This is a genomic window from Vibrio sp. Vb1337, assembly GCF_033338715.1.
GTDB classification, from domain to species: domain Bacteria; phylum Pseudomonadota; class Gammaproteobacteria; order Enterobacterales; family Vibrionaceae; genus Vibrio; species Vibrio alginolyticus.
Window position 1 is genome coordinate 417,703 of record NZ_JAWOTD010000002.1, and the last position, 20,735, is coordinate 438,437.

The following is a 20,735-nucleotide window of genomic DNA, read 5'->3' on the forward strand; positions in this document are numbered from 1 at the left end:
ACTAATTTGCGTAAACAATAAACACCCATCTATAGTTTGTCAACTTTTGTTACTAACCACTCATTTTTATAAGGTTTTTTTGTCTAGAATTCGAGCAAGTATTGTGAATAAGTCAGAGTCATCCGTAAATTTATGCTCTAACCGTATTAAGAACACTACCGAAAACGTTTCTAACAACTCGTTACTTACCCATTGATTGACCACTTGTTATGCGCTAGATTACTTACAAATCAATATTAGGACCCAACCATGATCGTATCTGTCGACATTATTCCATTCAGGCTATCTGGCTGTGCCGATAAGGGATTGGAAGTGTTGTTGATTAAACGTTCAAATCCAAATCGGCCATACCATGGAGTCTGGGCACTACCGGGCGGATTTGTCTTTGATAAAGACTTAACCAGTGAAGGCGGACGCCCGGCCGATGAAAACTTTGAAGCGGCGCGTCGCCGAATTTGCCGTGAGAAAATCCATACCTACCCTCGCCATTTTAGCGAAGCGTTTATCGACGGTGATCCAAAGCGCGATCCAGAAGACTGGAGCTTAAACATTACGCACTACGCCTTAGTTGATCGTAACAATGTAGAGCAAATAAATAATGCAGGTGTACCGGAATGCCAACTTAAATGGTTTTCGCTACAGGCTATTCTCAATGGAGAAGAAACCCTCGCATTTGATCATCAAAAAACCATTGAAAAAGCGTGGCAAAAGCTTCGTGCATCCATTGAATACACATCGGTTCTTTTGTTTGCATTAGACAAAGAGTTTTTGGTTGCGGACATCATTTCTGCTTATCAAGAGTTTGGTATTGATATCAGCCGAATGACGATTAAGCGCCGCTTGATAGATTCGGGCGTACTAAAACCCACTAATAAAGTCGCTTCTACCAACAAAGGTAAAGGTGGAAAACCCGCAATGGTATATACGCTGACTAGCGACGAAGTAACCTTTTTTCAAAACTGTTTGCGTGGATAAACGCAGACAATCAGACAGACAAGGAGTCTGCCATGACTGTTCGAGTAAACTATCAAACTACAGCAGTGATCGACGTTGATCCAGAGAAAGGTTTTAGTGAGTTATGTCCAAATGAACTGCCCGTTGCAGGTGCGTTGGAAATCGTACCGGAGCTTTTGAACAATCATGCCAAAGGCCGATTAAAACTGGTCAGTCGTGATTTGCACCCACCGAAAGCAAAATGGGATGCAGAATCGCCAGCCAATATGCTTGAGCCCGTTGGTTTACCGAATGTGGATATAAAGTGGAACCGTCACTGTGTGCTTGGCACAACAGGTTCTGAGCTGCTAGATGGCTTACCACCCGTGTTGGACTATGATTTTCAAGTTAATAAAGGTATGGATCCTGACGCACACCCTTACGGTATTTTTTTCCATGATATTACCGACACCAAAACGACAGGCGCGCATGAATTTCTAAAGTTCAACGGGATTAATACCTTAGTTATCGGTGGCCTTGCCTTAGACTTTTGTGTGAAAAAATCCGTCATGCAAGCGCTGGAACTTGGCTACAATGTGGTAGTTAATCTTGCTTCAACTCGTGCGGTGCTGCCTGATAATGTAGAGAATGTGCTGACAGATCTCAGAGATAATGGCGCATTATTTGTCGAAAAAGCGGACGACATCATCGTAGAAAAGTTCGCTTAGAAACGATAGTAACCGAGAAGGATTTCACCATGCATCAACATGAAAAATTGAATTACGTTGAATTTGGTTCCACTAATGTCAGTGCGACCAAACAATTTTTTGAGCGTGCTTTTGACTGGAGCTTTACCGATTATGGTCCAGAATATTCTGCATTTTCAGGACAAGGGTTGGATGGCGGATTCTTCAAATCTGAGTTTATAAACCAAACCGCAAATGGTGGCGCACTTTTAGTATTTTATAGCTCAGACATTCAGGCCACTCAGACAAAAGTAGAGCAGCATGGTGGAAAAATTATCCGCCCTATTTTCGAATTCCCCGGCGGCTGTCGATTCCACTTCACTGAACCGAGTGGAAATGAATTCGCAGTATGGTCAGAGAGCCATTAAGTCATCACAAATCAACAACACACTATCAACGTGAGCCCAAGCTAGCCAGATCCGGAACTGGCATTACATTTCTGGTTGACCTCATCCTTGGTTTAATTCACTGTTAGCGCAACAATTAATCGATGAGGCGCTAGACCTCGACCAAGGATGTCAAATGACTGCCGTCAGTTTTTTTCGCTTACTCTGCCTCGCTGCTATTTGGGGTGGCTCGTTTCTGTTTATGCGAGTCGCCGCCAACACATTCGGGCCGGCTTACTTAATCGAATTTCGAGTTACATTTGCCGCCGTCGCTTTGTTATTGATCGCCGTATATTTGAAGAAGAAACTCACGTTAACTGCGCATACTAAACACTTCTTTATTATTGGCTTATTCAATAGCGCAGTTCCATTTTTACTCTTTGCGTACGCAGCCCAGACACTGAATGCATCAACTTTAGCAATATTGAACTCAACCGCCCCAATATGGGGAGCACTAGTTGGCTTTGTTTGGTACCGCAGCCCACTCACAGCGAAATCTGTTCTCGGTATGCTAATAGGCATTGGAGGCGTTGCAGTCTTGGTCGGCTTAGATACTTCAACCATAGGTGAAGAAGCCATGCTCCCTATTGCCGCCAGTTTGATGGCTTCTTTCAGCTATGGCATTGCTACCAACTACACTAAAAATGCGCCACAAGTACCTGCTTTTGACAATGCTCACGGCAGCATGTGGGCGGCGGTTATTTGGGTACTGCCGCTGCTACCATTCTTACCAATGCGTACAGAACCAAGTCATTTCGAATGGAGCTCTGTTGTCACGCTCGGCGTTGTATGCACAGGGTTCGCTTATTTGCTCTATTTCCGCTTAGTTTCTGATATCGGCCCAGCGTCAGCACTGACTGTCACTTTTCTTGTTCCTGTTTTTGGTATCTTATGGGGCTACTTGGTGCTAGATGAGCCCGTCGGCTCTAACACCATCATAGGAACAATTCTAGTGCTTAGCGGCACTATGCTAGTCACTGGTTTCTCCCCAACAGCAATGCTCGCGAAGCGAAAACGAAGCGTGGCTTAATCAGCCTAATATAACTTCCACACCTCGCTTTTTGATTTGTTCAAGGTCGCTTTTCGGAGCGGCTTTGTCAGTCAGCAGCAATGATATTTCGTCAGTCTTACCAATTGATGAGGGATAAATTTGCCCAAATTTACTAGAATCCGTTAGAACAATATTGCGCCTTTTTTTCGCAATGATGGTTTCTGCGATCTCAGCGCGCATCATGTCGCGGCTAGTAAAGCCAGTGTCTTGATGGAAGCCGTCAATACCCAAGAAGGCCGTGCTGAAATGAATGTTCTCAATACACAACTTAGTCAGCGGTCCGACCAAGCTCTCGCCTTGGTGCTGATACACGCCACCAAGCAAGATAATGTTGGCAGAAGTGTTACGGATGAGATGGGCGATATACGCCGATGGCGTAATGATGGTCACATCGCCGCGCTCAGCCAATGTCCGAGCCAACAACGCATTGGCACTGCCTCCTTCAATCAGCACTGTCTCATTCGGTGCGACCAAATCCGCAGCTTGGTTTGCGAGCGATTGTTTAATATCGAAACGTACTTCTAGACGGGCATCAATGTCATCACTTTGCAACGCGGTAGCTGCGCCGTGAACGCGCTTTAGGTAGCCCTGTTGCTCCAGAAAGTTCAAATCCTGTCTGATGGTCACACCCGACACGCCAATGATGTCAGAAAGCTCTGTGACTTGAACGCGTTTACGGTCGTTCACTAATTGCAGGATTTCATTTTGTCTTGGGTTCACAGGTTCGCTCCTTATTGATGAGCTTACAGTATACTCACCTGATGTTTCATATGAAAAGAACTTGAAAGTAAAAAGGAAAAAACGCGTGGTCTGATTAGCCAAGCTGTACCTTGCGAATATCGCTCCCATCAACAGATAATAGGGCAACGAAAATGGGATGGAAGAAGAGGGGTTAACTCCCTACATCCCAACAACGATAGAGACTAGGATCAAAGTAATGGAAGAAATTTACTTCGCAGGCGGCTGCCTTTGGGGCGTGCAAGAATTTATGCGCCACCTTCCGGGCGTAATCAACACAGAAGCCGGGCGAGCAAATGGCACAACGGATAACACTCAATCCGAATACGATGGCTACGCAGAGTGCGTGAAAACCCAGTTCGATGCTGAGCAAGTTTCGGTTGAAACTTTAATGGGGTATTTGTTTGAGATAATCGACCCTTACAGCGTTAACAAGCAAGGTGAAGACGTAGGTGAGAAGTACCGTACTGGTGTTTATAGCCAAAACGAACAGCATCTCACCATCGCGAAAGCGTTTATCGCAGCACGACCGGACGCCGACAAGATCGCCGTAGAAGTACTGCCACTCACAAATTATGTGCCAAGTGATGATGAGCACCAAGACAGACTCACAAACTTTCCGAATGATTACTGCCACATCCCATTAGATTTACTACATAAATACAGGGATAACTCGTAACCATTCAGTCAGCATCGCTTTAAAAGGCAAGATGCATATCAGTTTAAATCGATGCCTTCCACTAATGACAATGTCATTTCTGCCGCCGATATTTCCTTACAACCCGACGAGTTTTGTCCGCACCACAACGGTGTGAATTCATCTCGGTTTTGCTTTTCCATAAGCGCTCTTAGTTGAGCCATTTCAATGGAGGCGTATGGGAATTTCGGCGCAAACTCACTGATGTAGCCTAGCTCCGACATCGCGCGATTCACAATGCCTCTCGCTGGTCGGCCCGAGAAAACATTGGTCACAGCGGTATGTTGCGCGCGTTCACTGGCAATGGCATATCGATGTAAAGACGATGTTTTCGCCTCATCACACAACAAATAGGCGCTGCCAACTTGAACGGCACTCGCTCCTAATCTCAACGCGGCTTCCACCCCACTTCTATCAGCGATTCCGCCTGCAGCAATAACAGGCAAATTCACCCGTTTGGCGATTTGTGGTAATAACGCAATCAAACTTAATTGAGTAGTTAAATCATCCGATAAAAACATACCTCGGTGTCCACCAGCCTCCAAGCCTTGGGCGATAATACCGTCAACGCCTTTTGCTTCTAGCCAAAGTGCTTCGTCCACCGTAGTCGCTGACGAAAGGATCTTCCCTCCCCACCCTCTAATTCGAGCTAACAGATCATCGTCTGGCAAACCAAAGTGGAAACTGATCACTGGCGGTGCAAATGGTTCAATCGCGTCAGCAATATCATGATTGAAAGGCATCCTTGTCGGAGCGTTTGGCTGAGCCTGAACGGTTGCATCAACCTCGGAAAAATACGGTTGCAGCGTTTGTTGCCACTTTTCGTGCTTGTTGGCGTCATACTCCGGCATTTCATGGCAAAAGAAATTGAGGTTAAACGGTCGGTTAGTTGCCTGCTTGATAAGTTGAAGTTCTTTTACGATGGCGTCTTTGTTCAGCATTCCACAAGGTAACGAGCCAAGCCCGCCAACATTACTGACGGCTATGGTCATTTGGCTGTCTTGCACACCGGCCATTGGCGCTTGAATAATCGGTAACTCTGTTCCCAAAAGTGTATTAAATACCTTATTTATCATGACCTTTCCTTGAAAACTTAACCTTTACCTGTGATGGATCTGCGCCATCGTTATCCAGACTAGACTTTCACATGATTAACCACTTATAAAGTTAAAGTGATGCATTTGTGCGCTATGCACTTTTGATAGAAATGACAAAGGGAGCCTATGGCTCCCTTAATATGCTGAATAACAAGAATCAGAGTGACTATCGTACGACATCTGATTCAAGCTCTAGCTCTGCTACAGACAGCATGGCAAACTCTTCCTCGGCGGTTGCTGCCACCAATTTGTTGCGGCTGTATAACCCATAATAAACACCACCGATAAGAAACAATCCCATTGTCATGAAAAAGGCCGAGGGATCAAAAGCATAAACACCTGTCATTGCGATCAAAGAAAGCACCAGAGAAATACTCGAAGTAATTATCCCACCAGGCGTTTTATATGGACGAGTTAATTCCGGCTGTTTAATTCGCAATAAAATATGGCTCAAGGACATTAATGCGTACGATACAGTCGCACCGACAACAGCCATCGCCAAGATTAAGTCCCCCTCACCCGTAAGTGAAACCAAGAACCCAAAAACGCCCGGAACCAAAAGCGCACGAGAAGGCACTTTTTTGTCACTGGTTAATGACAAAGTTTGCGGTAAATAACCCGCGCGGGAAAGCGCAAACACCAAGCGACTGTAACCATAAATGATTGAAAAGAAAGAAGCGATAAGGCCAGCCAATCCAAGTAAGTTCACGGCCATTGCTACCGTTGAATTGCCCGTAAGCTTTAGGGCGTCAACTAATGGCACCGCGCTATCGCCTATGGCCTTTGAGCCAACCGCACCAGCCAAAAGGACGACTACGATAGTTGCGGTTAGCAATAAAAACAGCATCGCACCAATGATGCCTTTGGGAACATCTTTTGCCGGATTTTTTGCCTCCTCTGCCGCTAAAGGCACACCTTCAACCGCAAGAAACAACCACATTGCAAATGGCAACGCAGCCCATACGCCATACCACCCAAACGGCAAGATTTCTGTTGCCTGAGCCGTCGCCGGAGCAATATCGAATAAGTTGTTAACATCAAAATGACCAATAAGCACAGCAGCAGTAATGAGAATAGCTAGCACAGCCAAACCGCTGATGACCATCATTACTTTGAGAGCTTCGCCAACCCCTGCCATATGAATAGCGATAAAGACGGCGTAGAAAAGTGCGTAAACAACAGGGCCATCGATACCAACCAATTCATTCACTGCTGAGCCAATAAAAATCACTATCGCAGCAGGCGCGAGCGCATATTCAATCAAAACCGATAAGCCAGTGAAAAAGCCACCTGTCGGCCCCATCGCCTGTCTTGCGAAGCTGTAACCACCACCCGCAGCAGGAATAGCCGCAGACATTTCAGCTAAAGACAATACTAGCGTGAAATACATTACTGCCATCGCGATAGCAGCAATAAGAAAGCCTCCCCATCCTGCTTGAGCGATGCCAAAGTTCCAACCGGCGAAGTCACCAGATATAACATACGAGACACCTAAGCCAGCAAGTAAAATCCAACCTGCGGTGCCTCTTTTTAACTGCCTTTTGGCCAAGTACTCCTGATGTTTAGACATAGTAAATCCTTCTACTTTGATGAAATTAAAAAGTTGTCGCTGTGTTTATCTTCAACGCTTGCGCCACTTGGCTCATTGATATCGGAGCGATCTTTCAGGTTCACTCCTGACAGTTGTAATTTTCGAGCCTCCTTGAGCAAGTAAAATGCGCGTTCACAGGCATCGTCATAGTTGAGCCCCTGGGGACGCACATTGGAAATGCAGTTTCTTTGGGAATCTTTAGAGCCTCGTTTAGCCCCCCAAGTGAGATACATACCCATGCTATCCGGAGAAGTTAGACCGGGTCTCTCTCCAATTAAAACCAGCACGGCCTTGGCGTTAAAACATTCACCAACATCATCCCCTACCGCTACTCTTCCTTGCTTTACGATTGTGATAGGTGCGAATTTCCATTGATGTCCATCATCAGCGCTTAAAAGAGAAATCAATCGAGTAACAACAGGCACGGCATGGTTTTGAATTGCGACGGAAGAAAGTCCATCAGCAATAACAATCGCAAGATCAATGTCAGTGTTATGCTCATTTGCTATCAAGTTGAGCGTTTGCCAAGAAGATTCATCGAGCTGCCTTCCCAAATCGGGCCTTTGCAGGTACATAAGCCGGTCACTCACTTGACTGCTCACTACCACTGGAGGTTCTAAGGTATTTTCAAGAATCGAGTAAGAGTCCGACAAACCAGCAACGAGAGACTCAATATTCAAACTGCAATGCACTGCATCCATAGCTTGGGCATGATCCAGCTGAAATGAGAGTAACTCGTTGGTTGGTACACTGTTTCCGCTGCGACCCAGAGCGATCCGAGCAGAGGTGAAGTCGCGTAACTTGCCCCAAGGGTTGTGTGTGACAACTCCAGACTCATCTTGTGGGGACTGAGCAATGGTGATTACTTTACCCATGAGAATACCCCTTATTCAGTTGGTTAATTGCTCCCGAAAACGAGCGAGAGATTTGCTCACTTAACCGAACGTCTTGCACGCTCTCGAAAATCTGCATCTCCATTAACCATTTTTCAAACTCTGGTGCTGGCTTCAAACCGAGTACTTTTCTTGCGTAAAGGGCATCGTGAAATGAGGTAGTTTGATAGTTGAGCATGATGTCATCAGACCCTGGAATACCCATGATGAACGAGCACTCGGCCACACCTAATAGTGTCAGCAAGTTATCCATGTCATTCTGATCGGCATAGGCATGATTGGTGTAACAGATATCGCAACCCATAGGTAAACCAAGCAACTTCCCACAGAAATGATCTTCAAGCCCAGCACGAATGATCTGTTTGCCATCAAACAGATACTCAGGGCCAATAAACCCAACGACAGTATTAACCAACAAAGGATCGAACTGTTTCGCGACAGCATAAGCGCGGGCTTCACAAGTCTGCTGATCGACCCCATGAAATGCATTCGCAGACAGCGCTGTACCTTGTCCGGTTTCAAAATACATCACATTGTTTCCTACGCTACCTCGATTCAAAGACAACGCGGCTTCGTGGGCCTCTTTCAAAATCGACAAGTCGATTCCGAAGGTATCATTCGTCCCTTGCGTGCCGCCTATCGACTGAAAAACGAGATCGACTGGTGCACCCATTTCAATGGCTTCGATCGTGTTCGTGACATGAGTTAACACACAAGACTGAGTCGGTATTTGATAGTGTTGAATCACCTCATCCATTAAGTTCATTAACTTAATAGCTTGAGGTACATTATCTGTTGCCGGATTGATACCGATAACCGCATCGCCATTTCCGTACATCAGACCATCAAAAATGGTCGCTGCGATACCGTTGAGAGAATCAATGGGATGATTCGGCTGTAAGCGAGTAGACAGGCGACTCGGCAAACCTATCGTATTCCGAAAAGCCGTGACAACTTGGCATTTTTTAGCAACGAGAATCAAATCCTGGTTGCGCATAATCTTACTGACTGCGGCCACCATTTCTGGTGTTAAACCTTGACGAATTTTAGCCAACGTTTCACCATCGGCTTCTTCACTCAGCAGCCAATTTCGAAAATCTCCAACCGTCAAGTGCTCAATCGGCTTAAAGGCTTCAAGGTCATGCGTATCGATAATTAGGCGAGTGATATCGTCGCTTTCGTATGGAATAACCGCCTCGTTAAGAAACGTTTTAAGTGGTAACTCAGACAGCGCCATTTGTGCGACTACACGTTCTGCCGCTGACTGAGCACAAACCCCGGCTAACGCATCGCCTGAGCGCTCCGGTGTCGCTTTCGCCATCAAGTCAGCTAATGACTTAAAGGTATAGACTTTACTTCCTTGTTGCCGACGATAAGTTGCCGTCATTGCTCTTCCTCTTCACTATTTGGTTCGCTTTTTGCTGAACTATCAATAAGCTTTAAGAAAGTATTGCCAAATGTGTTCCGTAGCGTTATCAAAAACTGGCAACATTTATAAACCAATAATAAACAATGAGTTATGTAAATACTGCTCCAACATGACTCACAAAAAAGGAATGAGCATCACAAGGATGAGTAACCAAATGCCCCAAACTGCACCAATGCTGTGCATCCATCACACTAAGGATGCAAACCAACAAGCTGCGAGTCTGATAAACTGGCAACAGGAATATGACCAACTCAGCGATGGTCGATTTTTAGGTCAAATTCGAGAACGACGATTTCCCAATTTCCATGTGTTTCGTGAAGACAGTAACCGCTCGCTAAGACAGCAATGCAGGGTTGAAGAGGGAGGTATTTGGTTGGGTTTGAGTGCGGAAAATAAGCCGCTACACCTAAATCACAGTCAGTTTAATTCAAGCCAGCTTTTGCTTAGGCAAGGTGGCGCTGATTTTGAGTTAATGACACCGGAGCAGTTTTCTATCTATGGAATAGTGCTCGACAAAAACTTCGTTCACATCATAGAAAATCAACTTGAGCTTGGGAGTATCCAAAACAACACATTTCACTTAACGGGTTTGACGGAAAAACACATTCAACAACTTAAATACTACTTAGGCACGTTACTTGGTTCCGCCGAGCCAAGATGGTCTGAAACCACACATCAAGCAATCTTAAAAGACATTGTGCTGGAGTTGTTCTCACTCAGTTCACTGCACACGAGCCATCCGATATCAATCTCTCATCGTCAACACGTGATGCAGCGTATAAAACAACAGCTACAGGATCTAGACTACCGTACACCAATAACCGTCAGTGAACTGTGTGACGCAGTACACGTCAGTCGTCGCACACTACAGTACACCTTTGAACATTGCTGTAATACTTCCCCAAAGCAGTTCATACATCGAATGCGCCTGAATCAAGTACGTAGAGTGCTACAAAGCCCTGAAGATAATCGAACAATTGCAGAAATTGCTTTTGACTTTGGTTTTTTCCATCTCGGGCAGTTCAGTCAAAGCTACAAGCGGCTATTTGGTGAGACGCCAACTGAAACGAGAAAATGGGAGTCCAGCAAATAAAATGACAGGCAGTATATTCTTTCAGATCCTGCGTTGGGGCCATGTTATGCAGTCGCAATGATTTGCTGAAACTTAGCATGAAGCTCTTCAAGTGCCGCTTCAACATCCGGTTCTGCACGGCTCAAGTGCGAGATTAACGTCATAAAATAGCAGTCAAAAATCAGCGGTATTTTTCCCTCAAGGACGGAGCTTCCGTTTACAGATTGAAACAAAGCTTGGTTAAACGACTGATAATAATCCAAATCCCAAATCACTTCTTTCAACAAAGCTCGGCTCAGCTCAACGTTCGCAAAATAGTAGCGATAGTATTTCTCCGTCAGCGCCAAACCAATGTCGATATCGGTTTTACCTTCCACACTGACTAGCGTTTCTTGGCTGATCTGTTGCAGTTGCGCCAGCATCCCTTCGCGCAAAATCGACAGTTTAGTCGGGAAATGGCTAAACACTGTGCCATCGGCTACTCCTGCTTCTCTCGCTATCTGCCTTGTGGTCGTCATGTCATAGCCATTTTGAGCAAAAGATGCCCATGCGGCTTTTAGAATTTTATCTCTGGTTTGTTGTCGCTTCGTCATTGATGTGTCTGCTTAATGAGCCTGAAAGGATCATACCTTGCGTGGTTGAGATTGACAAATTGAGCGCGCTCATTTATAAAATTGAGCATGCTCATTTTATATAAAAACAAAAGGAATCGCTCATGTACGTATTAAACAAACTAGGCCAAGGATTGATTTTCTTCCCGACCATCTTCTGCTTTTCGTATATTTTAAGACCGATATTAATGGTCATCCTTATTCCAGGAGGACTCGTACTTTTGGCGTTAATCGGTGGCGCAGAAGTCAGAGCGGAACTCAAAGCCATGCTGCTTGAGGAGTTTTTTGGCGTTAGCTCATCGCACACCACCTCGAAAAAGGCGTGAGTGCGCTACAAACGTTGGCAAGGCTAAGTAAAAAAGAAAACGCGCAGATATCGAGATCTCAATACCTGCGCGTAGATGCGGTGAAAATAAGACTGGCTTTAGTCAGTATTCATGTTCTGGCCAATTCGCCATAAAACGCCACTAGGGTCAAACAAACAACATTCGCGTATGCCCCAAGGTTGCTCGACTAGCTCTGTCAAACGCGAACCAAATTCCTCATGACCCACTTTGGATAAGTGCTGATGCCAACTTTCTGCGTCTTCTACGAGCAAGTGCATCATGAAGTTATTGCCGTGTTCTGGCTCATAAAAATTCTGTAAAAGAAACGCGCAGCTACCTTGAGAGAAGTATGCTACATCACCGAAGTCCGACGCCATTTCAAAGCCAATCGCCTCATAAAAGCGTTTTGATAGCGCGTAATCTTTCGCCGGAACAAATGATTTGATTTCAACAATATTGAGGTTTTCCATTTCCAATTTCCTAAGCCTTTTTCCATAAAACTGACTGACGTAATCTCGCTCTATGCCTTCTATTCGCCTTGCGTAATCTGCTGTGATGACAGTGGCACACACTCTGCCATTTGCGTTTGTAACCACGTGATAAATTTATGTTCGAGTTCTGTACGCTTTTTATCTTGACTCAATAAAACGTAATTGCAACTTGATGGAGAAAACCCAAATGGTGCGACCAAATTACCACGCTTAATATCGTCCATGACAAAAGGATACGATCCCATTGCGACGCCTAAGCCATCCACCGCTGCTTGTATGCAAAAATAAAAATGCGTGAATGATTGCTGAGTGTTGCCGTTGAAAGTTTCACAACGTGTTGATTGCTGCCAATCCGCCCAAGCATTCGGTCTGGTTTGGCTATTCAACAATCGAGCTGCTTTCAAATTGTCTTTAATGGATTGCCAATACTCAGGAGAAAATACCGGCCCCACCCACTCTTCCACAAGAATGGTTTTGTCGTAATCGTGATGCTGCGCAAAATCGTCTCGACGAATCGCCATCGAAAGCCCAGTTGATCCTAATGTTACCGGGCCACCAGCCGTCGACAAACGAACATCAGCACGGTGTTCATCATTAAACGCGGCCAACCTTGGCATCAACCAGCGCATGGTTAATGTCGGTTCACAAGACACTTCAAGATGCTGATGCTTCTCTTGAATAAGCGTATTCACGCCTGTTTCTAGCGTTTGGAATGCCGTTTCTGTGTATGTCTTGAGTAATTCGCCTTCTGCCGTCAACACGACTTTCCTGCCCTCTTTGAAGAACAAAGGTTGAGACAGATATTGCTCAAGTTGCTTGATCTGCTTACTCACGGCTCCGTGGGTAATGTTCAGTTTGTCAGCCGCTTCAGTGTAGCTTGAAGAACTCGCCGCAACGTGGAAGACATAAAAAGATTTCAGGTGACGCATCTGTGAGTTTTTCTCACCAATATGGGAATGTTTTTCGATTATAGTCAGTAATAAAGACGCCTACAATTCCGCTACATCCCAGACTTCATCATTCAAACAGGAAATCGATATGGAATTTGTAACTCTTGCGTTATTAGGTGTGCTTATTGTCATTAGCCCTGGCGCAGACTTTGTTTTGGTATTAAGAAATAGCTTAAATCAAGGACGAAAAGCAGGCGTATACAGTGCGATTGGTATCAGCATGGCGATCAGCATCCACATCGCTTACTCCATGCTAGGGATCAGTTACTTAATTTCACAAAATGAATGGTTGTTTAATCTCGTGCGCTATCTTGGGGCCGCTTATCTTGTCTACCTTGGGATTAAAGGAATATTCTCCTCGCAGCCTGCGTCAAACTCAGAAACCATTCAACAGAGCGAGTATTCAATGTGGCGATTTTTCATTCAGGGATTTCTGTGTAATTTACTCAATCCCAAGACGATGCTGTTTTTTCTGAGTATTTTTAGCCAAGTGATTTCTCCCGACTCTAGTCAGCAACACATCGCCTTGTTTTACGGGATTTATATGATTGCGCTGCATGGTATTTGGTTTTCTATCGTTGCTGTTTTATTCACGTCACCCCAACTACAAGCTTTCTTGTTGAAGATTAAGCATCGACTCAATCAAGCATGTGGGGCGGGATTAATCATTTTCGGCGCGATGCTGGGCTTAAAAGTGTAGTACGCTTGCGGTCCGATTACCCCAGTTCAAATTGATCATTGAACAAGTGGCAGTAATCAAATAAAAATCTGCATTATCAATACCTTAAATTAGAAAAAACAGCCAACGTGCGCTGGCTGTTTCGATACAGTTAATGGATGACCCGAGCGTCCCCTTTAAATAACTGAGACAGATCGATAGTGAATATCGTCACCGTCGGACGTTTAGGCAGAGCATTTTCGATCGAAAACTCTGGCCCAGCTGGAACGAGGGGGAAGTGAATAGCAGTCGGCCACGTTGACGAAGCTTCATTACCGCCCGGCTCAGATATTGAGAAAGAAAACTCAGGTAAACGGGTCATAACACTTACCTCAAATGACTGATTAGCGGGCTCAAGCGAGCCCGCTTAGGTTTTGCAATGTTATTGTTATTTTAACGCTTACTTAATCACTAACGGTTGATGACGTTAGATATCAAGTTCTTTGTCTTCAACGTGGTTGGTGATCATCGCTTCAGTGGTGATCATCAAGCCAGCAACAGACGCTGCGAATTGAAGCGCTGAACGTGTTACTTTCGCAGGGTCCAAGATGCCCATTTCGATCATGTTGCCGTATTCACCTGTTGCAGCGTTGTAACCGTAATCGGAATCACCAGCTTTGACAGCGTTCGCCACAACAGAAGCTTCGTCACCTGCGTTAGTTGCGATTTGACGAAGAGGCTCTTCCATTGCACGTAACGCAACTCGGATACCCACGTTTTGGTCATCATTGTCGCCTTTTAGATCCGCCAATTCTTTCGCGATCTTAGTTAGGGCAACACCACCACCAGCAACAATACCTTCTTCAACCGCTGCGCGAGTAGCGTGTAGTGCATCGTCCACGCGATCTTTCTTCTCTTTCATCTCAACTTCGGTTGCAGCGCCGATCTTGATCACCGCTACGCCGCCAGAAAGCTTCGCAACACGTTGTTGAAGCTTGTCTTTATCGTATTGAGAGGTGGTTGTTTCGATTTGTTTTTCAATCGAAGCCACACGATCAGCAATCGCGCTTGCTTCTGCTGCGCCACCCACAATGGTTGTTGTGTCTTTGGTGATGGTCACTTTCTTCGCACTACCTAGTTGCTCTAACGTTGCTTTTTCGAGCTCTAGGCCGATTTCTTCAGAGATGACCGTACCAGCAGTTAGTACCGCAATGTCTTCCATCATCGCTTTACGGTTGTCACCAAAGCCAGGCGCTTTCACCGCGGTCGCACGCACGATGCCGCGCATGTTGTTCACAACCAATGTCGCTAGCGCTTCACCTTCGATGTCTTCAGCAATGATCAATAGCGAGCGAGAAGATTTCGCCACTTCTTCTAGTACAGGCAATAGCTCGCGGATGCTGCTGACTTTTTTGTCCACCAATAGGATGTAAGGGTTGTCTAGCTCTACGCTGCCATTTTCTTGGTTAGTGATGAAGTATGGCGACAAGTAACCGCGGTCAAATTGCATACCTTCAACCACAGACAATTCGTTGTTTAGACCTTGGCCTTCTTCAACCGTAATCACGCCATTGCGACCCACTTTCTCCATCGCTTCTGCAATGATTTCACCGATCGCGCGATCGCTGTTTGCAGAAATGCTACCCACTTGGGTGATGGATTCTTTGTCGCTGCATGGCTTAGACATTTCACGTAGTTTCTCAACCGCCGCTTCAGTGGCTTTGTCGATACCACGTTTTAGGTCCATTGGGTTCATGCCAGAGGCTACCGCTTTAAGACCTTCATTGATGAAAGATTGCGCCAGTACGGTAGCGGTCGTTGTACCGTCCCCCGCTTCATCATTCGCTTTGGACGCCACTTGTTTCACCATTTGTGCGCCCATGTTTTCGAACTTATCTTTCAGTTCGATTTCTTTCGCTACAGACACGCCATCTTTGGTGATGGTTGGCGCGCCGTAAGATTTATCAAGCACAACGTTGCGGCCTTTCGGGCCTAGTGTCACTTTTACTGCGTCCGCCAGTAAGTTCACACCTTTCAGCATTTTTTGACGTGCGTCATTAGCAAATAATACGTCTTTTGCAGCCATGGTTATCTCCTCAAAAAACTACTACAAAAATAATTACTCAACGATTGCTAACACATCAGATTCGGACAGAATTAAGTATTCTGCGCCGTCAATTTTCTCGGTTTTCACGCCGTAACCGTCATTGAAAATGATTTGGTCGCCCACTTTGACTTCCATCGCAGCGCGTTCGCCATTTTCAAGACGTTTACCTAAACCAACAGCAATGACTTTCCCGCGGTTTGATTTTTTCACCGACTGAGAAGTTAAAACGATTCCCCCTTCAGATTTATTTTCCACCTCTTGTCTTTCAACAATTAGCTTGTCATTTAAAGGACGAATTTTCATTTTTAAGTGCCTCCTACTTGGAACCAAAAATAAAAGACAAAATAAACATCAAGATGGATTTGCGAGTCGACAGCTCGCTTCCGATGAAAATAATAAGGTCGAAAAATGAGAGTTCAAGAGGTGAATTTGATAAAAATTTTTTATTAAATTAAATAAAATTTTCTATCGAATTATCGCATTCACAACCACTTAGCATCTCTTTATGATGGAAAATGTGCTCAATCAAATCTAGAGTGGTTACGTACTCTTAAAAAGGATAATCAAACAATGAAAAAGGCCGTATCTCTATTTCTTGCAACGTTATGCGTTGGCTTCCTCTCACCCAACGTGTCAGCTTCTGAACGCGCTGAACAAGGTTGGCAATTGATTGACGAGGGCGCGATGATTGTCGATGTGCGCACGCCGCAAGAGTTTTCTGAAGGGCATTTGGATAATGCCGTCAACTTCCCTTTATCTGAACTTGATAAACATTTTCAAGACGTCGATAAAGATCAAGCTATCGTGTTGTACTGTCGCAGTGGTAACCGCTCTGGCAAAGCGTATCAATACTTACAATCGCAAGGCTTTACGAATCTGCACAATGCAGGTGGCTTTGAAGAACTACAAGACGCCAAATAGTCGTCTCCGTTCTAATATACAAAGTAAAAGCACAGAGCGCGTCGCAAGCGTATTGTAACGCGCTCTGTTTCTAAATACTTATCTACAACAACTCTATTTTGGCCCTGCATCAAATTGAGTCAGGTTATCCGATATCTCGAGCCACGGCGCTTTCGACGCGACAAAAATATGGAAATCAGGCTTGTGAGAAGGTGTGTCATCCAAGATACCAAGGCGAATATTGACGATCCCATTGTTCTTTTTCGAATACAGACTTGATCCGCAGTGGCGACAAAAGCATAGCATGGTATTTTCGCTTTTCTGATAAGTTTGAATATCTTCTTTCCCTTGGATAATAAGCAGTTTATCCAACGCAATACCACCGGCAGATGAATAGTCAGAACCTGTGAACTTGCGGCATTCAGAGCAATGGCAATTTCCCATGTACTTGAATTCATCTGCCACTTCCAACTTTACCTTGCCGCACAGACATGAGCCTTTTAGTACTTCCATTTGAATTCCTTTTTGTTATGAATCTAATTGAATTAGATGGCTATCTCGACACCATGCCACTGCAATACGAAAAATTAAAGACAGGCAATACAGGTTTTCAAAAATGAAACGAAAATGTAAAACATTCCATTCAGAGGGAAGTGCGCTCGACACGTGAAAAATCGAGCTATTTTAGATACAAAAACACCAAGCAATAACGCTTGGTGTTTACCTCACAGAATGTCGCCTCAGAAAAGGCGCGTTCCGCTGTGCTTAAAAAATGCAGTGTTTAGTAAAGCTGGTCGCTTCGTTTGCAGTCCAGTCACCTTTCGGCTTATCTTTCAGGTTTTCACACCATTGCTCGCTGCCGACACCATCTTGCAGAACACAATGCTTTGCAAAGTCTACCGCGTTGTCTGCTGTCCATTCTGTTTTTGGCTTATCGCGCATGTCGTTACACCAGCCTTCAGTGCCCACTTCATCACTACAAGCGGTCAAAGCAGAAGCCGCCAACATCAGCATGACTAGTTTTTTCATAAATTTAAGGTTCCAGTTGCAAACAATAGTAAAATTAAACTCAATCTCTTCAACACATGCCCATTCAAGTGTCTGAATAAAGGCGTCACTAGCTGAAGTGACTTTTGTATCAACTATAACGAAATTATCAGTCTACGTGTTAAGACACCGAAAAATTATTGAGCGACTCTGTGTAAAGCGCGCCATTCTAAAAGCTATAGGCAGCGCGCTTTTGTTAGCTCACCAACCTTAAAAGAGCCAGTACCAAAGCACGCTAAACGCAGCTCTAATGCCATTTGTTCAAAGTGATCGACGACAGACTGCGTGCTGATCGTCGCAGCTTTTAATACCGCACCAGCTTGCCCAATGAGATTAGCACCCAAATGAATGGCTTTCGCCGCTTCAAGTCCGTTATGAACACCTCCCGAGGCGATCAAGGGTAATGTAGGATGCAGTGCGCGGATTTGAGCCAAACATGTTGCTGTAGGGACACCCCAATCGCGGAAAAGCTCGGCTGCACGCTGCATTTTCGGATTATCTTGGCAATACCCTTCAACCGCACTCCAGCTTGTGCCACCCGCGCCCGCAACGTCGATTGCATCCACACCAGCATCAATTAATCGCTGCGCAACGTGTCCGCTAATACCAAAACCGACTTCTTTGATAATGATAGGAACCTTCACGCGAGATTTAAGCATCTCAATTGCCTGGAAAACACCAACCCAATTGTGGTCGCCATTTTTCTGAAACGCTTCCTGCATTGGATTAACGTGCACAAACAAGGCATCTGCTTGAATCGCCTCAACCGCACGTTGCGCATTATCGAGTTTACCTTTATCGAGCAATTGAGCGGCTCCAAGGTTGGAATACAACGGTACTTCTTTCGCCAACTCACGAATGGTTTTACCCAAGCCCGAATGCTGACTTTCTTCTAAGCTAATCCGTTGCGAGCCCACACCCATGGCAATACCTAATTCACTTGCGGCTTCAGCCAAACGACAATTGATCGTTTCTGCGTCTTTTGCTCCGCCAGTCATCGAGCTAATCAAAAATGGTAGCGCTAATTGATGACCAAGAAACTCTGTCGATAAATCGATCGCGTGAAAGTCACATTCTGGCAGCGCACAGTGTTCGAACTCGACAGACTCAAAACCCGCCGTTTTATGCTTCATGCTCATATCATGATGTAAAACAGCATCTAGGTGTAAATCTTTTCGGTTAGTTTGCGGAGCCATAATGTCACCCTAAAGTAAAACAGTCGCGCAGTATTGCGATCCTTATCAGTAACGTCAATGCGAATTTTGTGAATTTGCCGGATTACTTTTCCGAAACGAGTAATGAATCTCGACTGCCCCTGACATTATAAGAAAAGAAACTCGCTTTCCGTTTTCAACAAGCCGGCAAGTTTCTCTTCAAATTGAGATAATCAGCGTACGATACCCATGATGCAAATGGATCACATTGCTCTGTAGTTTACTTTACGCTGTCCGACAGAATTAGCGACACAACAGTGCTTGTCGTCGTTGGTTCAAACTGCTCTGGATCATCACAGAATTGAATTTTTCCTTTTTCTTCTACATGGAACAGCGGTACAACTGAACTACCTTTGTGATGCGCTAAATAATCTTGATACGTGAAGTTATCGCTCAATTTCGTGTGTTTAACCTCTGCACCACGACTTAACATACTGGCTAGCTGGGTATAGCTTACATTGCCGCCCATCAGCAATTTACCATGGTACTCCTGAGCCACGGAGTGCTTCTCGCTGCCATTGCTGTTGGTTTTCACTTTTTGTAAGCAGTGAACTTTATCTTCCCCGAACTCGTCGACGAATTGCATGCAAGCCATAATGTTGAAATGCTGATCGGGCGTTAATGCAACCACTTGACCTATTCCTATCAAGTTCAAGTTGTCGTCCGCGTGACTAGAAATAGGGTTGCCGTAATAGTAATCCAGTCCCAACATACGAACCTGACTGATGTACTCCCAGTTTGAGTCAGTCATTAATACGCGACGGTCATAACGCGACAACGCCTGCCCTATTTCTCTTGCTACTCGGTTAGCACCAATCAACAAGAAGCCGCGGGGTGCTGGCTCTGCGACGCCCAACGTCAGCGCTACAGGACGTGCCGTCGCACTTTGTAACACGACCGTTCCTATAATCACCATGAAGGTCATAGGGACCAGTAAAATCGCTTCATCAATGCCGTATTCAGTCAATTTGATCGCGAAAAGAGACGAAATCGAAGCAGCAACAATACCGCGCGGTGCAACCCAAGACAAAAACAGCTTATCTTTGAGACGCAAGTTGCTGCGGAAGGTTGAAAGAAAAATCGATAACGGACGCGACACTAACTGCATAAATACAAACAACAATAACGCACCGCTACCTAGCGCAGCAAAATCATCCAGACTGATTCGAGCCGCAAGGAAGATGAACAATCCGGTGATCAGTAAAATGGTTAAATGCTCTTTAAAATGCAGAATTTGCTGAATATTGATGTCTTTAGCGTTTGCGAGCCACATACCCATTACGGTGACGGTTAGTAACCCAGCTTCAGACTCAATGTGGTTAGAGACCGAAAATACACCTAGAACCACCATCAAAACCGCAAATGGCTGCAAATATTCCGGTAGCCAAGAACGACGCATGATCGTCGCAACTGCATAGCCTGAGGCCGCACCTAGCATGACACCGACAGCAATGATCGTCCCAAACACTTCGACGCTATTTATCGCACTGTGAGATACGATAAACTCGTAAACCATCACAACAAAAAGCGCACCGAGCGGGTCAATCAAAATCCCTTCCCATCGCAAAATGTTAGCAAGCGTACTGTTAGGTCTTACGGTTCGTAGAAGTGGCACGATGACCGTCGGCCCTGTTACTACGGTTAAGCTGCCGAACAACATGGCAAGCTCCCAAGTAAAGCCGAGGAAATAGTGTGTTGCGATACTGGTCGCTGCCCACGAAATGATCGCCCCGATGGAAACAATGCTCCATACCGAACCACTCACGCCACGAATTTCTTTAAAATTTAAGGTCAAACT

At 45.2% G+C, this 20,735-nt stretch carries 24 protein-coding genes; 9 read left to right on the plus strand and 15 right to left on the minus strand.

Features of this window, described 5'->3' with window-relative positions; translation table 11 throughout:
• Window positions 1–249: 249 nt before the first annotated feature.
• The 4 genes from R7E42_RS03650 (at window position 250) to R7E42_RS03665 (ending at window position 3,095) form a co-directional block, all read left to right on the plus strand.
• Window positions 250–975: an NUDIX domain-containing protein gene (locus tag R7E42_RS03650; protein WP_005373953.1), complete on the plus strand. Its 726-nt coding sequence runs from the start codon at window positions 250–252 to the stop codon at window positions 973–975.
• 32 nt (window positions 976–1,007) lie between these two features.
• Window positions 1,008–1,661: an isochorismatase family protein gene (locus tag R7E42_RS03655; RefSeq protein WP_222712026.1), complete on the plus strand. Its 654-nt coding sequence runs from the start codon at window positions 1,008–1,010 to the stop codon at window positions 1,659–1,661.
• A 29-nt stretch (window positions 1,662–1,690) separates the two neighbouring features.
• Complete coding sequence (locus R7E42_RS03660; RefSeq protein WP_042523322.1) at window positions 1,691–2,047, plus strand: VOC family protein; 357 nt, start codon at window positions 1,691–1,693, stop codon at window positions 2,045–2,047.
• 154 nt (window positions 2,048–2,201) lie between these two features.
• The gene (locus R7E42_RS03665; RefSeq protein WP_222712025.1) at window positions 2,202–3,095 is read left to right on the plus strand and encodes a DMT family transporter; all 894 of its coding nucleotides are present in this window, start codon (window positions 2,202–2,204) and stop codon (window positions 3,093–3,095) included.
• On the opposite strand, the gene R7E42_RS03670 is transcribed toward R7E42_RS03665, so the two are convergent.
• Window positions 3,096–3,836 (minus strand): DNA-binding transcriptional regulator YciT, encoded by a 741-nt coding sequence (locus tag R7E42_RS03670; protein ID WP_222712024.1) that lies wholly within the window; start codon window positions 3,834–3,836, stop codon window positions 3,096–3,098.
• Window positions 3,837–4,053: 217 nt separating this feature from the next.
• Here R7E42_RS03670 and R7E42_RS03675 point away from each other — a divergent pair, with 217 nt between their 5' ends.
• The gene (locus R7E42_RS03675) at window positions 4,054–4,533 is read left to right on the plus strand and encodes a peptide-methionine (S)-S-oxide reductase (RefSeq protein WP_005388723.1); all 480 of its coding nucleotides are present in this window, start codon (window positions 4,054–4,056) and stop codon (window positions 4,531–4,533) included.
• A 38-nt stretch (window positions 4,534–4,571) separates the two neighbouring features.
• On the opposite strand, the gene R7E42_RS03680 is transcribed toward R7E42_RS03675, so the two are convergent.
• The 4 genes from R7E42_RS03680 to R7E42_RS03695 form a co-directional block, all read right to left on the minus strand.
• Window positions 4,572–5,627: an NAD(P)H-dependent flavin oxidoreductase gene (locus R7E42_RS03680; RefSeq protein ID WP_213903200.1), complete on the minus strand. Its 1,056-nt coding sequence runs from the start codon at window positions 5,625–5,627 to the stop codon at window positions 4,572–4,574.
• A 187-nt stretch (window positions 5,628–5,814) separates the two neighbouring features.
• Complete coding sequence (gene eat / locus R7E42_RS03685) at window positions 5,815–7,218, minus strand: ethanolamine permease (RefSeq protein ID WP_318072355.1); 1,404 nt, start codon at window positions 7,216–7,218, stop codon at window positions 5,815–5,817.
• Window positions 7,219–7,229: 11 nt separating this feature from the next.
• The gene (gene eutC / locus R7E42_RS03690; RefSeq protein WP_171344256.1) at window positions 7,230–8,114 is read right to left on the minus strand and encodes an ethanolamine ammonia-lyase subunit EutC; all 885 of its coding nucleotides are present in this window, start codon (window positions 8,112–8,114) and stop codon (window positions 7,230–7,232) included.
• The gene (locus R7E42_RS03695) at window positions 8,107–9,519 is read right to left on the minus strand and encodes an ethanolamine ammonia-lyase subunit EutB (protein ID WP_213876823.1); all 1,413 of its coding nucleotides are present in this window, start codon (window positions 9,517–9,519) and stop codon (window positions 8,107–8,109) included. The genes eutC and R7E42_RS03695 overlap by 8 nt, the downstream gene beginning before the upstream one ends.
• A gap of 184 nt (window positions 9,520–9,703) precedes the next feature.
• On the opposite strand from R7E42_RS03695, the gene R7E42_RS03700 reads away from it, so the two are divergent.
• The gene (locus R7E42_RS03700) at window positions 9,704–10,654 is read left to right on the plus strand and encodes a helix-turn-helix domain-containing protein (RefSeq protein WP_031781237.1); all 951 of its coding nucleotides are present in this window, start codon (window positions 9,704–9,706) and stop codon (window positions 10,652–10,654) included.
• A 44-nt stretch (window positions 10,655–10,698) separates the two neighbouring features.
• On the opposite strand, the gene R7E42_RS03705 is transcribed toward R7E42_RS03700, so the two are convergent.
• Window positions 10,699–11,226, minus strand: coding sequence for a TetR/AcrR family transcriptional regulator (locus tag R7E42_RS03705; RefSeq protein ID WP_005373975.1), 528 nt, complete (start codon window positions 11,224–11,226; stop codon window positions 10,699–10,701).
• A 122-nt stretch (window positions 11,227–11,348) separates the two neighbouring features.
• On the opposite strand from R7E42_RS03705, the gene R7E42_RS03710 reads away from it, so the two are divergent.
• Complete coding sequence (locus R7E42_RS03710) at window positions 11,349–11,570, plus strand: hypothetical protein (protein WP_213876821.1); 222 nt, start codon at window positions 11,349–11,351, stop codon at window positions 11,568–11,570.
• 98 nt (window positions 11,571–11,668) lie between these two features.
• On the opposite strand, the gene R7E42_RS03715 is transcribed toward R7E42_RS03710, so the two are convergent.
• Window positions 11,669–12,040: a VOC family protein gene (locus R7E42_RS03715; RefSeq protein WP_053304622.1), complete on the minus strand. Its 372-nt coding sequence runs from the start codon at window positions 12,038–12,040 to the stop codon at window positions 11,669–11,671.
• Window positions 12,041–12,099: 59 nt separating this feature from the next.
• Window positions 12,100–12,990 (minus strand): LysR family transcriptional regulator, encoded by an 891-nt coding sequence (locus tag R7E42_RS03720; RefSeq protein ID WP_213871471.1) that lies wholly within the window; start codon window positions 12,988–12,990, stop codon window positions 12,100–12,102.
• Window positions 12,991–13,099: 109 nt separating this feature from the next.
• Here R7E42_RS03720 and R7E42_RS03725 point away from each other — a divergent pair, with 109 nt between their 5' ends.
• Window positions 13,100–13,711 (plus strand): LysE family translocator, encoded by a 612-nt coding sequence (locus R7E42_RS03725; protein WP_213871472.1) that lies wholly within the window; start codon window positions 13,100–13,102, stop codon window positions 13,709–13,711.
• Between the two features lie 130 nt (window positions 13,712–13,841).
• Here R7E42_RS03725 and R7E42_RS03730 read toward each other — a convergent pair whose 3' ends face one another.
• From R7E42_RS03730 to R7E42_RS03740, 3 genes are all read right to left on the minus strand, one after another.
• Entirely contained in the window at window positions 13,842–14,051 is a 210-nt protein-coding gene (locus R7E42_RS03730) for a hypothetical protein (protein ID WP_115386481.1), read from the minus strand.
• Window positions 14,052–14,156: 105 nt separating this feature from the next.
• Window positions 14,157–15,755, minus strand: coding sequence for a chaperonin GroEL (gene groL / locus R7E42_RS03735; RefSeq protein ID WP_053304624.1), 1,599 nt, complete (start codon window positions 15,753–15,755; stop codon window positions 14,157–14,159).
• 33 nt (window positions 15,756–15,788) lie between these two features.
• The gene (locus R7E42_RS03740) at window positions 15,789–16,079 is read right to left on the minus strand and encodes a co-chaperone GroES (RefSeq protein WP_005373989.1); all 291 of its coding nucleotides are present in this window, start codon (window positions 16,077–16,079) and stop codon (window positions 15,789–15,791) included.
• Between the two features lie 267 nt (window positions 16,080–16,346).
• Here R7E42_RS03740 and R7E42_RS03745 point away from each other — a divergent pair, with 267 nt between their 5' ends.
• Window positions 16,347–16,697 (plus strand): rhodanese-like domain-containing protein, encoded by a 351-nt coding sequence (locus R7E42_RS03745; RefSeq protein WP_025768015.1) that lies wholly within the window; start codon window positions 16,347–16,349, stop codon window positions 16,695–16,697.
• 93 nt (window positions 16,698–16,790) lie between these two features.
• Here R7E42_RS03745 and R7E42_RS03750 read toward each other — a convergent pair whose 3' ends face one another.
• The 4 genes from R7E42_RS03750 to R7E42_RS03765 all read right to left on the minus strand — a co-directional run.
• A complete protein-coding gene (locus R7E42_RS03750) occupies window positions 16,791–17,189 on the minus strand; it encodes a GFA family protein (RefSeq protein ID WP_005388696.1) in 399 nt (132 codons plus the stop codon).
• 252 nt (window positions 17,190–17,441) lie between these two features.
• Window positions 17,442–17,705 (minus strand): DUF3012 domain-containing protein, encoded by a 264-nt coding sequence (locus R7E42_RS03755; RefSeq protein WP_005373992.1) that lies wholly within the window; start codon window positions 17,703–17,705, stop codon window positions 17,442–17,444.
• A 194-nt stretch (window positions 17,706–17,899) separates the two neighbouring features.
• Window positions 17,900–18,919, minus strand: a complete 1,020-nt coding sequence (fni, locus tag R7E42_RS03760; protein WP_005388695.1) for a type 2 isopentenyl-diphosphate Delta-isomerase — start codon at window positions 18,917–18,919, stop codon at window positions 17,900–17,902.
• 238 nt (window positions 18,920–19,157) lie between these two features.
• Window positions 19,158–20,735: sodium:proton antiporter (locus R7E42_RS03765; RefSeq protein WP_318072356.1), on the minus strand; the 1,578-nt coding region annotated here is incomplete at its 5' end.